The following is a 13,527-nucleotide window of genomic DNA, read 5'->3' as shown; positions in this document are numbered from 1 at the left end:
CCCGGCCGGGTGGGCCGGGCAGGACGTCGGCGCTGGTGAGGGCCTCATCTCAGGCACGCCCCCTGGCCGCGTGCCGGGTGTCGAGCCCGGCGAGCCCGCGCAGCGCGACGTAGGCCTTCTCGCGTCCGGGCAGCGAGACCCGGCCGCGCAGCACCGCCTCGGGGTCGGAGGCGATGCGTTCCAGCAGGCGGCGGTAGATGCCGGCCATGGCGGCCACGCAGGCGCCGCTGCGCCGATCGAGCATCGGCAGCAGCCGGTAGCCTTCCGCGAACAGGGCCCTGGCGCGCCGCACTTCGTGGTGGACCAGGCCCGCGAAGTCCGCCCCCGCGGGCGGTACCGGCTGCGAGAACCCGGCGGAGCAGCCGAACTTGGCGAGGTCCTCGGCGGGCAGGTAGGTGCGCCCGTTGCCCGCGTCCTCGCGAACGTCCCGCAGGATGTTGGTCAGTTGCAGGGCCAAGCCAAGCGTGTCGGCGTAGGTCGGCGCCTGCTCCGCGTCACGGGCGCCGGGCACCGTGCCGAAGATGCCGAGCGACAGCCGGCCGATGGCACCGGCGACGCAGCGGCAGTACACCTTCAGGTCGTCCCAGCTCTCGTAGGTCTCGCCGCGCAGGTCCATCTGGACGCCGTCGATGAGTTCGTCGAGCCCGCCGAGCGGGATCGGGAAGCGGCGCGCCGTGTCGGCGAGCGCCACGGCGACCGGGTCGGTGTCGTCCTCGGACACCTCGCCGTCCCGCACCCGGCCGAGCACCGCCCGGGTCTCCTCCAGCCGGACCCGCTTGGTGGCGGGGTCCAGGTCGCCGTCGCCGATGTCGTCGACCCGGCGGGAGAACGCGTACAGCGCCGACATGGCCTGCCGCTTCTCCTGCGGCAGCAGTCTGATGCCGTACGCGAAGTTGCGTGCCTGCTGCCCGGTCACGGTCTCGCAGTACCGGTACGCGGCCAGTACCGGTGCGGACGTGTGCGCGGAACCGTCCACGATCCGGCTCACCCCTCTCGTCGCAATGTGGACCCCACCTCGCGCAGCAGTCCGAGCTTGGTGGCCTTCGGCGGTCCCGCCAGGACGTCGTGGCGGGCCGCCGCGACCGCCGCGAGCGCGGCACGGCCCCCCGCCACGAATCCGGCGAGCAGCAGCTTCAGCCTGCCGTGGACGCTACCCACCAGCGGGGTGCCTTCATTCAACAGATCGCGGGCGCGTTCCGCTTCGTATTTCACCAGCGCACGCACCTGCGCGCCCCCCGTGGGGGCGGCGAGGTCGGCCTCGGTCACGCCGAACCGCGCCATGTCGTCGGCGGGCAGGTAGATCCGGTCGCGGGCCAGGTCCTCGGCGACGTCCTGGAGGTGCTCGACGATCTGCAACGCGGTGCACACCGCGTCGGAGCACCGGATCCGTTCCGGGGTGGCGGTGCCGGTGATGGCGAGCACCAGGCGGCCGACGGGGTTGGCGGACAGCTCGCAGTACGCCAGCAGTTCGTCGTAGTCGGCGTAGCGGCGCACCCGCTGGTCCTGCCGGTTGGCCTCGATCAGGCCGAGGAACGGCTCGGGGGTCAGTCCGCGGGCGCGGACGACCGGGGCGAGGGTGCGCAGGATGGGATGGCCCGGGGTGCCGCCGTCGAAGATCCGGCGCAGGTCCCGCTCGAAGGCGTCCAGCATGGCGAGCCGGTCGTCGCCGGCGGCCGGGTCGAGGCCGAGCAGGCGGGCGTCGTCGCGGCCGGGCGGCAGGTCGCCGTCGCCGATGTCGTCGACCAGGCGGGCGTAGCCGTACACCGCCATCAGGTCGTCACGCCAGGCGCGGGGCAGGAAGAACGGCGCCACGGGGAAGTTTTCCCGGGCGGCCTTGTCGAGGACGGCGCGCGACTGGGTCTCCTGCGTCCCCGCGGTCACCATGGGTCGCCCCATGTCGCAGCGGCGGACGTGCCCCGGAGCTGGATGGGTTCCGTGTTCATGGCCGCCACACCCCCCGTTCTACACTGATCCTCAGGTTCTTCCCATTTCGGACACGCCGCACCCAATACCGCCCTCCGTTCCTGCCGTCGCCGCCGTGCGCCCCCGCACCCCGCGCGCCGAAGGGCAGGTCGTGGGCGGTCCGGCGGTGGGCATTGACTCAGCGTACGCCGTACAGGGATCCGGCGTACGCCCGGGTCTCCCGGTCATTCACCCATGACGTCGAACAACACGGGGGCCGCGAATCTTCCCCTCCGCCACATGAGTTGATCGCTGTCACACGTACGGCCCCTGCCGACCGTATCGGCAGGCTCCCGCGCGGACGGCGCGATTACCGCAACGGATTCGCGACGGCTCGCTCACGATCGGGTCGAGGCCGGGGCGTTCGGTCAGCCGCGGGTGTGCTCCTCGTAGGCGGCCAGCACCGCTTCCGTGGGTCCGTCCATCAGCAGTTCACCGCGCTCCAGCCACAGCACCCGCTCGCACACCTCGCGGATCGAGCGGTTGTTGTGGCTGACCAGGAAGACCGTGCCGGCCTGCTCGCGCAGCTCACGGATGCGTTCCAGCGACCGCCGCTGGAACGCCACGTCACCGGTGGCCAGCGCCTCGTCGATGAGCAGTACGTCGTGCCGTTTGCAGGCGGCGATGGCGAACCGCAGCCGGGCGCCCATGCCGGAGGAGTAGGTGCGCATCGGCAGCGAGGAGAAGTCGCCGCGTTCGTCGATGCCGGAGAAGTCAACGATGTCCTGGTAGCGCTCGCGGATCTCGCGGTGGCCCATGCCCATCGCCAGGCCGCCGAGTATGACGTTGCGCTCGCCACTCAAATCGTTCATCAAGGCCGCGTTGACGCCCAGCAGCGACGGGCGGCCCTCGACGTACACCCGGCCGCGCTCGGGCGGCAGCAGCCCGGCGATCGCCCGCAGCAGCGTGGACTTGCCCGCGCCGTTGGTGCCGATCAGCCCGACCGCCTCACCGCGGTACCCGACGAAGCTCACCCCGCGCACGGCGTGCACCTCGCGCAGGTGGGGAGTGGCCTGGCGGCGCACCAGGCGCCCGAGGGCCGCCGACGCGCTGCGCTTGCCGCCACCGCCGCCGTGCACCCGGTAGACGATGTGCAGTCCCTGCACGACGACCGTGGGCACCCGCTCGTCCCGTACCGCGTCCGTCATCCGTACCTTCCCCTGAAGCGCCGCGGTAGGCAGCACATCAGGGAAAGGTGAACGCGAGGCGGATTCGGGCCGAGCAGCCGCCCAACCGGGCGCGTAACGCCGGAGTCGTCAGATGACCGGCGGCCTTCCCAGCCTGGTCAGCCGCCACACCGTGCGCCAGCGCATCGGCCGGCGCGGTCCGCACGGCTTCGTCCAGCCCTCCTTGAACCCGCCCAGCCAGGCCCGCAGCGCGGGACGGGACGGGCGTCGGGCGAGTGTCAGCAGGATCCACGTGGTCAGGTACAGCGGGACCAGTGGCGCCGGGAGGTTGCGGCGGGCCAGCCAGACCCGGTTGCGGGCCACCATGCGGTGGTAGACGGCGTGCCGGCTCGGGGCGGTCGCCGGGTGCTCCAGCACCATGTCCGCGCGGTAGTCGATCAGCCAGCCGCCGTCCAGCGCCCGCCAGGCCAGGTCGGTCTCCTCATGCGCGTAGAAGAACTCGCCGGGCAGCCCGCCGACCTGCTGGAAGACCGCCGTCCTGGTGGCGTTGGCGCCGCCGAGGAACGTCGTGACGCGCGAGGAGCGCAACGGGTCGGAGGCGCGCAGCCTCGGCACGTGGCGGCGCTGCGTGCTGCCGGTCTGCGGGTCGGTGATGCGGAACGAGATGATGCCCAGCCTGGGGTCGGCGGCGAACGCCTCGCGCACCAGCTCGGCGGTGTCGTCCCGGGGCAGCAGCCCGTCGTCGTCGAGGAACAGCAGCGCGTCCACCTCGCTGCCGCCGGGGCCGAACGCCTCGATGCCGACGTTGCGCCCGGCCGGGATGCCGAGGTTCTCCGGCAGCTCCACCGTCCTTACGCCGTGCGGGAGTTCGGGCAGCGGCGAGCCGTTGCCGACGACGACGACCTCGATGGCGTCGCCGCGCTGCCTGGCCACCGAGTCCAGCAGCGCGCGCAGTTCGTCGGGGCGGTTGCCCATGGTCAGCACGACCGCGCCGAGTTTCATGGCCGCGCTCACCGCAGCCTGCTCGACGCCAGGACGGACACCAGGTGCAGCAGCGTCTGCAACAGCGCGATGCCCGCGAGCACCGCCACGCCCAGCCGCGAGAAGAACAGGTCGCCGCGGATCTGGTCGACGACCGCGAGCACCAGGATCAGCAGGGACGCCTCGACGCCGAGGACCAGCCGGTGGAACTTCAGCGCGGCGGCGGCCCGCCGGGCGAGCGCCACACCGGACGAACGCGGCTCGGCGGCCGCCTCCTTGACCGGCGGCAGCCCGCCCTGGTGCCGGGCCACGCCGACGAGGTCGGTCTCGGCCTTGATGAGGATCGCGCCGAGCGCGGCGAGGGTGCCCAGGAACGCCCACAGCCAGTCGATGCGCCCCGAGCCCCACAGGTCGGCGGCGCGCAGGCCGAAGCCGACCAGGACCGCGGCGTCGGTGAGGTAGGCGCCGACGCGGTCGAGGTAGACCCCGGACAGCGAGAACTGCTTCTTCCAGCGGGCGACCTCGCCGTCCACGCAGTCCAGCAGCAGGTACAGCTGGACCATCACGACGCCCAGCACGGCGCCCGGGATGCCCGGCACCAGCAGCGCCGGGGCGGCCAGCACGCCGCAGACGGTCATCAGGTAGGTCAGCTGGTTGGGGGTGACCCGGGTGGTGACAAGGTGCCGGTCGATGCGCAGCGAGATCTCCCGCATGTACATGCGCCCGGCCCAGTGCTCACCGCTGCGCCGGTCCTTCACCCCCGCGGGGTGCACGACCGGCCGCAGTTCAGCTACCGATGGCTTTGACATAGTCGGCGTACGCATCCCTGATGGCGTCGGAGTCGAGATCGAGGTGTTCGAGGATGGTGAACCGGCCGGGGCGGGTCTGAGGGGCGTACTCGACGACCCGGACGAACTCCTCGTCCGAGAAACCGGCCTCGCCCGGCAGCACCGGCAGGCCGTGGCGCCGCAACACCTCGACGATCTGCCCGGACTCCTCGGCGGCACCGCGCAGATGCATGGCGAACGCGGCCCCGATACCGGCGCCCTCGCCGTGCGCCGGCGCGCGCTGCGGGTAGAGGATGTCGAAGGCGTGCAGGATCTCGTGGCAGGAGCCGGACGCCGGACGGCTGTCACCGCTCACGGACATGGCGATGCCCGAGAGCACCAGCGCCTCCGCGAGCGTGGTGAGGAAGTCGTCGTCGCCGATGCCGCCGGTGTGCCGCAGCACCGCCTCTCCGGCGGTCCGGGCCATCGCGCCCGCGAGACCGTCGACGCGCTCGCCGGTCACCTGGTTCGACAGCTCCCAGTCGGCCATCGCGTTGATGTTGGAGATCGCGTCGCCCACACCTGACCGGACGAAGCGCTGCGGTGCCTGACGGACCACGTCGAGGTCGATGACGAGCGCGATCGGGGTCGGCACGCCGTAAGAGCCCCGGCCGTGGTCGTTGTCGAGCGTCGCCACCGGAGAGCAGATGCCGTCGTGCGAGAGGTTGGTGGCGACGGCGACGACGGGCAGGCCGACCCGGGCGGCCGCGTACTTCGAAGCGTCGATGATCTTCCCGCCACCGAGGCCCACGAGCGCGTCGTAGTTCTTGCCGCTCATCGCGTTGGAGAGCCTCACCGCCGCGTCGATGCTGCCGCCGCCCACCTCGAACCAGTCGGCGTCCGGCAGGGCCGGGGCGAGCCGCTCGCGCAGCGCCGCCCCGGAGCCCCCGCTGATCGCCACCGCCAGCCTGCCGGAGCTGGAGATGCGCTGGTCGGCGAGGAGACCCGCGAGGTCGTCCAGCGCGCCGCGCCGGATGTCCACGACGACCGGCGAGGGGATCAGCCGGGTCAGTACTGGCACGCGATCCCCCGGGCCTTGGCGAGGTCGTCGTGGTTGTCGATCTCGACCCAGGAGACCTCGCCGATCGGCGCCACGTCCACGGTGAAGCCGCGGTCGACCAGTTCCTGGTAGCCGTCCTCGTAGTACAGCTGCGGGTCGCGCTCGTAGGTGGCGCGCAGCGCGTCGGCGAGCGGCTCGGCGGCCTCCGGCTCGATCAGGGTGACACCGATGTACTCGCCGGTGGCGCCGGCCGGGTCCATCAGCTTGGTGATCCGCTGGACGCCCTTGCCCTGCGCGGTGATGACCTTCATCTCCTCGTCGGCCAGCGACTTGACCGTGTCGAGGGCCAGGATGATGCGCTGTCCGGCGCCGCGCGCGGCCAGCAGGGTCTTCTCGACCGAGACCGGGTGCACGGTGTCGCCGTTGGCGAGGATGACGCCTTCCTTGATGACGTCCCGGGCGCACCACAGGGAGTAGGCGTTGTTCCACTCCTCGGCCTTGTCGTTGACGACGAGGTGGAGCTTGACGCCGTACTTCTTCTCCAGCGCGGCCTTGCGCTCGACGACGGCCTCGCCCCGGTAGCCGATGACCACGGCCGCGTCGGTCAGGCCGACCTCGGCGAAGTTGCCCAGGGTCAGGTCCAGGACGGTGGTGTCCCCGTCCACCGGCACCAGGGCCTTCGGCAGGGTGTCGGTGTAGGGGCGAAGACGCCGTCCGGCGCCGGCCGCCAGCACGAGGCCGATCATGTGGGTTCTCCTGTTTCGTCGTGTACCGCGGGCGCCCCGGCCGAGACCCAGAAACGGATGGACTCGGTGAGCACCGTCAGCGCGAGCAGCCCGGCCAGAGCCGCCAGCGCCCAAGTGAACGTCGTACGGTCCGCGAGGAGGGCGGCGAGCGCGGTCACGACCAGCACCCTGCCCTCGTGCCCGCCGGACGCGCGGACCAGGGCCCGCGGTGGCGCGCCGGTGCCGCCGCGGATGCGGTACACCGTGTCGTAGTGATGGTAGGCGACGGCCGCGACCAGCCCGAACGCCGCCGGGACCGCGCCGTGCAGCCCCGAGCGGGCGGCCAGCGCCAGGATCGTCACGTACTCGGCCGCCCGGAAGAGCGGCGGCACCAGCCAGTCCAGCGCGCCCTTCAGCGGCGCGGCGACCGCCACGCCCGAGGTGACCGCGTAGAGGGCGGCGGCGAGCAGCGGCCACCAGGAGCCGTGCGGGGTCAGCCAGGCGGTGGCGACCACGGCGGCGGCGCCGAGCAGCGCGACCGCGGGGGCGGCGAAGGACGGCAGCCGCTTCGGGGCGACCCGCGCGACGGCTTCGGCGACGGGCCCGGTGTCGGCGAGGTCGGCCAGGGCCTGGGCGGCGCGGTCGGTGCGGCGGGCCCTGCGGGTCAGCGAGCGCAGCAGACGCCCGGCGGTGGTGTAGCAGGCGGCCAGCGCGCAGCCGACCAGCAGCACCAGGAAGACGATCCGGGGCGTGGTGACGGCCGTCAGCACGGCGATCAGCGCCCAGCGCTCGCCGATCGGCAGCACGACCATCCGCCGCACCCACACCGTCCAGCCGACGCTGTCGAGCCGGTCGGACAGGGCGGCGGTCGGGCTGGTGTTGGCGGTCGCGTCGTGGTTCGCCTCGTTGAAGGAGAAGTCGACGATGTGGCGGCAGGACTGGAGCACCATCGCGCCCAGGGCCAGCGCCCACACGTCGTCACCGCCGCGGGCGGCGCCCAGCGCCAGGCCCGCGTAGTAGGCGTACTCCTTGGCCCGGTCGAAGGTGGCGTCCAGCCAGGCGCCGAGCGTGGAGTACTGGAGGGAGTAGCGGGCCAGCTGGCCGTCGGTGCAGTCCAGCACGAACGAGGCGATCAGCAGCACGCCGGCGGCGACGAAGCCGGGGCGGGTGCCGGTGGCGGCGCAGGCGGCGGCGATCAGCGCGACCAGCAGCGACGCGGTGGTGACCTGGTTGGGGGTGAGCCCGCGCCGGGCGCACCAGCGGGCGAGGTAGCGCGAGTAGGGGCTGACGCAGAAGGTGGTGAAGAAGCCGTCGCGGGACTTGACCGCGCTGCGCAGCCGCACCGCCTCGTCGTCCACGCCCGCGGTGGCCTCGCGGGCCCGCGCGCGGGCCGTCTCGTCGGCGGGCACGGCGGCGACCAGGACGCCGAGTTCCGGACGGTGCACGTCGATCCCGGCGCCCTCCAGCGCGGCGGCCAGGGCGTCGGGGGTGGGCGTGCCGCCCTGGCCGGTGCCGTTGCCGTTGCCGGTGGCCGCCGCGGCGGGCTCACGGACGGCGCAGGCCAGCTCGGCGCGGGCGGCGCCGGTCGCGCCGAGGGCGCCGGGGATCGCGCCCGCCGGGAAACGGGGGTCGGTCAGCGCCAGCCGCAGGGCGTGCCGGTGGCCGGTGAACCGGGGGTCGACCACGGCGACCCTGGCCCCGGCGGGCGCCGCCGCCAGCTCGGCCGCCAGCCGCCCGGGGCCGTCCGCCACGGTGACGTCGAAGCCGAGGGCGCGCAGGTCCTCGGTGAGCGGCGAGCCCGCGACCGGCGGGCCGGTGAGGATGGCGGTCGACAGACGAACTCACTCCCCTGGATGTGATCTGGTGCGAGGCCGCCCGCGGCACGGCCGGGACGCGGGCGCGACGGCCACCACGCCCCCGTGACGCCGGGACGGGCTCGACGGCAGAGGCTATCGGATCGGCGGAAGGCGGCGTTCACCGCAGGTTCACCCCGGGCTCGGCAGGCGCATCATGGCACGCCGCCCTGTGCGTGCCGAGGGGAGGCGCCGGGGCTGACACGGGGGTGACGACGACCGTGATCACTCTCGCGGGCGGGACGGAGTGCGGCAGACTGGGGCCTTCGCGTACGTCGTGAACGTCACGGTGTGAGCGGCAAGAAGCAGGGCGTTACCGAGGTTCAACAGCGAAGGATGGCCATGCCGATCTCTCCCGCCACCGGCTCAGCGTCAACCGGGCCGGCCTCCAACGGCAGCTCGACCGTCAACGGCAGCGCGGAGGCGATCCTGCTGGAACTGGTCGACGAGACCGGGACGACGATCGGGACCGCGGAGAAACTCTCCGCACACCTGCCTCCCGGCAGGCTGCACCGCGCCTTCTCCGTCTTCCTGTTCGACGACGCCGGGCGGCTGCTGATGCAGCGGCGGGCGCTGGGCAAGTACCACTCCCCCGGGGTGTGGTCCAACACCTGCTGCGGTCACCCGTACCCGGGCGAGCAGCCGTTCGTTGCCGCCGCCCGGCGCACGGCGGAGGAGCTGGGCGTCGCGCCGGTGCTGATGCGCGAGGCGGGGACGGTGCGCTACAACCATCCGGACCCGGCGTCCGGGCTGGTGGAGCAGGAGTTCAACCACCTGTTCGTGGGGCTGGTCCGTGCCGAGCCGCGGCCGGACCCGCAGGAGGTCATGGAGACCACCTTCGTGACCCCGGCGCAGCTGGCCGAGCTGGGCGCGGGGGCGACGCTGTCCGCGTGGTTCGGCACCGTGCTGGACGCGGCGCGCCCGGCGGCGCGGGAGCTGACCGGCGCGGAAGCGGGCTGGTGACCGGCTGAGCCGGAGGCGGTCAGGAGGCGGCGTGCAGGGGGAGCGCCGCCCACACGACCTTGCCGCCCTGCGGGGTGTGCTCGACGTCGCAACTGCCGCCCGCCTCGACGGTGATCGCCTTCACCAGCAGCAGCCCGCGCCCGCCGGTCCTGACGTGGTCGGCCTCCAGCGCCTTGGGCCGGTACGGGTGGTCGTCGGCGACCGCGACCCGTACCCACCCGGTGGTCACGGCGACCTCGACGGTGATGCGCGGGGAGAGCACGGCGGCGTGCCGCACGGCGTTGGTCACCAGTTCGGAGACGATCAGCAGCAGCCCGTCGACGGTCTCGTCGCGGACCGGCACCCGCTGCCGGTCCAGCAGGTCGCGCACCGCGTGCCGGACCTGCGGCACGGAGGAGTCCAGGGCGGGCGCGGTGAACCGCCAGGTCCCCTCGTACGGGACCCGCGGCGCGGCGGCGGGCGAGGCGGCGCCGGCCGCCCCCGGCACCGGGCCGACGGGCACCGGGCCGGGCGGGACGCGATCGGCCGGGACCGGATCGGGTGGGATTCTTCCGCAGACCGTCATGACAGCAGCACCCGCTTCGCGTGACGTTCCCCGCAGTTCCGCCGATGTGGAACCGCCTCACTCTCCATGAGTGTTGAACGCAGGAAGCGCTTACCGAAGCGCTGACCGCAAGTCTGTACCTCTTGGCGTGTCGTGACCGGTAATGAACGTATTCACCGGCTGGAACGAGCGGTTGTGCGGCTTTTGTTCTTCTTGCGTTGCCGTCGCAGTTCAAGGGACGGTCGCCCGGCGGTGGATAGGATCCGGGCGGGCGATCATCTGGAGGTACGCGCATGGCGGAGCCCGGTCTGCTGCTGGAGCGACGGGACGGCGTCGCCACCGTCACCATCGCCAACCCCGCCAAGCGCAACGCCATGACGCCCGGGATGTGGCGCGAGCTGCCCGGGCTGCTGGACGGTCTCGCGGCCGAGCGGCAGGTGCGGGCGCTGGTGCTGACCGGCGCGGGCGACACATTCTGCGCGGGCGCGGACATCTCGGCGCTGCGCGAGCCCGGCACCGAGGGCGCCGCTGCCGTCGCCGAGGAGGCGCTCGCCGCCTTCCCCAAGCCCACGCTGGCGGTGGTCCGGGGCTACTGCGTGGGCGGCGGGTGCCAGTTGGCCGCCGCCTGCGACCTGCGGTTCGCGGCGCGCGGGTCGCGGTTCGGGGTGACCCCGGCCCGGCTGGGCATCGTCTACCCGGCCTCCTCCACCCGGCGGCTGGTCTCCCTCGTGGGTCCCGCGACCGCCAAGTACCTGTTGTTCTCCGCCGAGTTGATCGACGACGAGCGGGCGCTGCGCACCGGTCTCGTCGACGAGCTGCTGGACGCCGGCGAACTGGCCGCGCGCGTCGAGCGGTTCACCGCCGTACTGGCGAGCCGGTCGGGGCTGACCCAGGCCGCGGCGAAGGAGTTCACCGCACAGGCGCTGCGGGGCGAGGCCGGCGCCGACCGCGTGGCGCACTGGGACCGCGAGGCGCGCGGCAGCGGGGACCGCGCGGAGGGCGTCGCCGCGTTCCTGGAGCGGCGCGAGCCGCGGTTCACGTGGAGCGCGTGACGCGGGCCGCCGGCGGCGCGGTCGCGGCGGGCGTGGACCGTGTGCGTGCGGACTACCCCCGGGTAACGTGAGGCGCATGACTACCCTGACCCTGCGGGCGGCCCGGCGCTGCTACAACGCGCTCAACCCGCTGCACTCGGCCTTCTACTTCGCGCCCGAGCATGACGAGCAGTTGTCCGCCCTCGGTCTCGAACGCGGTTCGATGGCCTACTTCGCCGGGCGGTCGGCCCCGATGGGGGCGGTCGGCGCGGGGACGGTCACCGCCACGTTCTACAACTTCAGCCCCGATCTCGTGGCCCGCGACATCCCGCGCGCCTGGGAGCTGACCACGCCGCGGGAGGTCCTGGCGGCGCGGCTGCGGATCACCGACGCGTACCTGCGGCGGCTGCTGGGCGACGAGGCGATCGGCTCGCGCCAGATGACGGAGGCCGCCGAGCTGGCGCTGCGCGCCGCCGAGGCGTGCGAGGCGCCCGGCCGTCCGCTGTACGCGGCCAACGCCGACCTGCCGGTGCCGGACGAACCGCACCTGGCGCTGTGGCACGCGGTCACGCTGCTGCGCGAGCACCGCGGCGACGGGCATCTGATCGCGCTGGCGACCGCCGAACTCGACGGTCTGGAGGCGCTGGTGACGCACACCGCCACCGGCAAGGGCTTCACGTCGTACTTCTTCCAGGCCACCCGGGGCTGGTCGGCCGAGCAGTGGGCGGCGGCCGAGGCCCGGCTGCGCGAGCGCGGGCTGCTGGACGGAGAGGGCGAACTGACCGAGCGCGGTGCGGAGTTGCGGCGCGAGGTGGAGGAGGACACCGACCGGCTGGGCTTCGCGCCGTACCGCCATCTCGGCGCCGAGTACGCGGAACGGCTGATGGAGCTGGCCGGACCGTTCACGCAGGCGGTGCTCGCGGCGGACGCGCTGCCGCTCAAGCACCTCGGCAAGGGCTGACGGGCTCGCCCGCGGACCGCGGAAGGGCATGAGGATGACACTCGCCGGAGCGCCGGCCCGGCGCACGCCGCTGTCACCGGCGTGGCGTCGTATCGGCACCGCCGCCCGCGACCCGCGGCTCGCACTGGTGTGCCTGGTGTACACCGTGCTCCAGTTGCTGCTGGCCGCGCCCGGGCGCTCGCTCGCCTGGGACGAGTCGATCTACTTCTCGCAGGTCGACCCGCGCGCGCCCGCCGCGTTCTTCTCTGCTCCACGCTCGCGCGGGGTGACGCTGCTGGGCGCGCCGGTCGCGCTTTTCACCTCCGATCCCCTGGCGATCCGGGTCTTCCTCGCCGTGCTGTCGGGCCTGGCGCTGTTCGGGGCGTTCGCGGTGTGGCGGCGGCTGGTGGGCGGCGGGACGGCGGCGCTGGCCGCGCTGCTGTTCGGCACGCTGTGGGTGAGCGTGGAGTACGGCGCCCAGATGATGCCGAACCTGTGGGTGGCCTTCGGTGCCGTGGCCGCCGCCGGGTTCCTGCTGCTGGCGGTGCGCGAGGGGCCGCGCGGGCGGTATCTGCTGGGGCTGGCGCTGAGCGTCGGGTGGCCGGCGCTGGTGCGGGCGCCGGACGGGGTCTGGCTCGCGCTTCCGCTGCTGGCCGCCGTGACGCTGGTGCCGTCCTGGCGCTCGGTGCGCCCCGCCGCCGCGATCGTGCTGGGCCTGGCGGCTGGGCTGGCGGAGTGGGTCGCCGAGGCGTACGCGCGGTTCGGCGGCATCGGGCAGCGGCTGTCCGACTCCAGCGCGATCGAGGGCGGCATGGGGCTGTCGTGGAACGTCGGCAACGCGCTGCGCAGCGCCGACGGCCCGCTGCTGTGCAGACCGTGCGCCGTGGGGTATCCCCCGGCCCTGGACACCGCCTGGTGGCTTGCGCTGCCGGTGCTCGCGGCGGCCGGGCTGGTGGTGGCCCGCCGCACCGGGCGCACGGCGACCGCGATGCTCCCGGTGGCCTGCGCCGTCGCGCTGTCCGTCCCGTACCTGTTCCTGATCCCGTACGCCGCCCCGCGCTTCCTGCTGCCCGCCTACGCGCTGCTGGCGCTGCCGGTGGCCGGGCTGGTCACCCGGGGGGCGCGGGCGGTGCGGCTGCGGCCGACCGGGTGGCGCCTGACGGCCGCCGCGCTGGCCTGCGTGGTGCTCGCCGGGCACTGGCAGATCCAGGAGCGGTTGCTGCACCGCCAGATCGCCTCGGCCCGGCGCACGGTCGACCAGTACCAGGCGCTGGCCGACGCGGTACGGCGGGTGGGCGTGGAACCTCCGTGCCTGCTGGCCGGTGACACCCAGCCGATCGCCTACGACGCGCGCTGTGCCTCGTCGGTGAGCTCCAACCCGCGCACCGACGCGTCCGAGGCGTCCGGCGCGGACGTGCTGCGCGCAGCGCGCCGGGAGAGCGTGGCGGTCCTGGTCGGGCCCGGCTCCCCCGCGCCGTCCTACGCCCCCGGCTGGCGGCGGCGCCCGCTGACCGGCTCGCCGCTGGTGACCGGCTGGGCGGTCTACGTGCCGCGCGGACGGTAGCGGCCGCGCG

At 73.8% G+C, this 13,527-nt stretch carries 13 protein-coding genes; 4 read left to right on the top strand and 9 right to left on the bottom strand.

The annotated features are described in order from the left end of the window. Positions 1-49: 49 nt before the first annotated feature. The 8 genes from hpnD to CK485_RS22265 all read right to left on the bottom strand — a co-directional run bounded on the left by hpnD (position 50) and on the right by CK485_RS22265 (position 8,457). On the bottom strand, positions 50-988 hold the full coding sequence (gene hpnD / locus CK485_RS22300; protein WP_199239476.1) for a presqualene diphosphate synthase HpnD: 939 nt from the start codon (positions 986-988) through the stop codon (positions 50-52). Next, positions 985-1,884: a squalene synthase HpnC gene (gene hpnC, locus CK485_RS22295; protein ID WP_109453645.1), complete on the bottom strand. Its 900-nt coding sequence runs from the start codon at positions 1,882-1,884 to the stop codon at positions 985-987. The genes hpnD and hpnC overlap by 4 nt, the downstream gene beginning before the upstream one ends. A 446-nt stretch (positions 1,885-2,330) precedes the next feature. Further along, positions 2,331-3,110, bottom strand: coding sequence for an ABC transporter ATP-binding protein (locus CK485_RS22290; protein ID WP_109453644.1), 780 nt, complete (start codon positions 3,108-3,110; stop codon positions 2,331-2,333). A 108-nt stretch (positions 3,111-3,218) separates the two neighbouring features. Next, positions 3,219-4,091 (bottom strand): glycosyltransferase, encoded by an 873-nt coding sequence (locus CK485_RS22285; protein ID WP_109454335.1) that lies wholly within the window; start codon positions 4,089-4,091, stop codon positions 3,219-3,221. An 8-nt stretch (positions 4,092-4,099) separates the two neighbouring features. Further along, positions 4,100-4,879 (bottom strand): CDP-alcohol phosphatidyltransferase family protein, encoded by a 780-nt coding sequence (locus CK485_RS22280; protein ID WP_109453643.1) that lies wholly within the window; start codon positions 4,877-4,879, stop codon positions 4,100-4,102. Next, positions 4,857-5,918: an iron-containing alcohol dehydrogenase family protein gene (locus tag CK485_RS22275; protein ID WP_109453642.1), complete on the bottom strand. Its 1,062-nt coding sequence runs from the start codon at positions 5,916-5,918 to the stop codon at positions 4,857-4,859. Before CK485_RS22275 ends, CK485_RS22280 begins: the two co-directional genes overlap by 23 nt. Next, a complete protein-coding gene (locus CK485_RS22270; RefSeq protein WP_109453641.1) occupies positions 5,906-6,643 on the bottom strand; it encodes a phosphocholine cytidylyltransferase family protein in 738 nt (245 codons plus the stop codon). The genes CK485_RS22275 and CK485_RS22270 overlap by 13 nt, the downstream gene beginning before the upstream one ends. Continuing rightward, a complete protein-coding gene (locus tag CK485_RS22265; protein WP_109453640.1) occupies positions 6,640-8,457 on the bottom strand; it encodes a DUF5941 domain-containing protein in 1,818 nt (605 codons plus the stop codon). The genes CK485_RS22270 and CK485_RS22265 overlap by 4 nt, the downstream gene beginning before the upstream one ends. 360 nt (positions 8,458-8,817) lie before the next feature. Here CK485_RS22265 and idi point away from each other — a divergent pair, with 360 nt between their 5' ends. Next, a complete protein-coding gene (gene idi / locus CK485_RS22260) occupies positions 8,818-9,438 on the top strand; it encodes an isopentenyl-diphosphate Delta-isomerase (protein ID WP_109453639.1) in 621 nt (206 codons plus the stop codon). 19 nt (positions 9,439-9,457) lie between these two features. On the opposite strand, the gene CK485_RS22255 is transcribed toward idi, so the two are convergent. Next, entirely contained in the window at positions 9,458-10,003 is a 546-nt protein-coding gene (locus CK485_RS22255) for an ATP-binding protein (RefSeq protein WP_109453638.1), read from the bottom strand. A gap of 272 nt (positions 10,004-10,275) precedes the next feature. Between CK485_RS22255 and CK485_RS22250 the strand changes: the two genes are divergently transcribed. The 3 genes from CK485_RS22250 to CK485_RS22240 all read left to right on the top strand — a co-directional run bounded on the left by CK485_RS22250 (position 10,276) and on the right by CK485_RS22240 (position 13,517). Further along, positions 10,276-11,034 (top strand): enoyl-CoA hydratase/isomerase family protein, encoded by a 759-nt coding sequence (locus CK485_RS22250; protein WP_109453637.1) that lies wholly within the window; start codon positions 10,276-10,278, stop codon positions 11,032-11,034. Positions 11,035-11,110: 76 nt separating this feature from the next. After that, positions 11,111-11,974: a hypothetical protein gene (locus CK485_RS22245; protein ID WP_109453636.1), complete on the top strand. Its 864-nt coding sequence runs from the start codon at positions 11,111-11,113 to the stop codon at positions 11,972-11,974. Between the two features lie 34 nt (positions 11,975-12,008). Further along, on the top strand, positions 12,009-13,517 hold the full coding sequence (locus CK485_RS22240) for a glycosyltransferase family 39 protein (protein ID WP_109453635.1): 1,509 nt from the start codon (positions 12,009-12,011) through the stop codon (positions 13,515-13,517). Positions 13,518-13,527 lie beyond the last annotated feature (10 nt).

The sequence above is a fragment of the Streptomyces sp. ICBB 8177 genome (assembly GCF_003144095.1).
Lineage (GTDB): Bacteria > Actinomycetota > Actinomycetes > Streptomycetales > Streptomycetaceae > Streptantibioticus_D.
Note: the sequence above shows the minus strand (reverse complement) of the source record. Positions and strands in the feature narration are given on the sequence as shown.

Coding starts and splice junctions, on each gene's coding strand:
- hpnC (WP_109453645.1), bottom strand. CDS start 1,884: ATGGTGACCGCGGGGACGCAGGAGACCCAGTCGCGCGCCGTCCTCGAC.
- CK485_RS22290 (WP_109453644.1), bottom strand. CDS start 3,110: ATGACGGACGCGGTACGGGACGAGCGGGTGCCCACGGTCGTCGTGCAG.
- CK485_RS22285 (WP_109454335.1), bottom strand. CDS start 4,091: ATGAAACTCGGCGCGGTCGTGCTGACCATGGGCAACCGCCCCGACGAA.
- CK485_RS22280 (WP_109453643.1), bottom strand. CDS start 4,879: ATGTCAAAGCCATCGGTAGCTGAACTGCGGCCGGTCGTGCACCCCGCG.
- CK485_RS22270 (WP_109453641.1), bottom strand. CDS start 6,643: ATGATCGGCCTCGTGCTGGCGGCCGGCGCCGGACGGCGTCTTCGCCCC.
- idi (WP_109453639.1), top strand. CDS start 8,818: ATGCCGATCTCTCCCGCCACCGGCTCAGCGTCAACCGGGCCGGCCTCC.
- CK485_RS22255 (WP_109453638.1), bottom strand. CDS start 10,003: ATGACGGTCTGCGGAAGAATCCCACCCGATCCGGTCCCGGCCGATCGC.
- CK485_RS22250 (WP_109453637.1), top strand. CDS start 10,276: ATGGCGGAGCCCGGTCTGCTGCTGGAGCGACGGGACGGCGTCGCCACC.
- CK485_RS22245 (WP_109453636.1), top strand. CDS start 11,111: ATGACTACCCTGACCCTGCGGGCGGCCCGGCGCTGCTACAACGCGCTC.
- CK485_RS22240 (WP_109453635.1), top strand. CDS start 12,009: ATGACACTCGCCGGAGCGCCGGCCCGGCGCACGCCGCTGTCACCGGCG.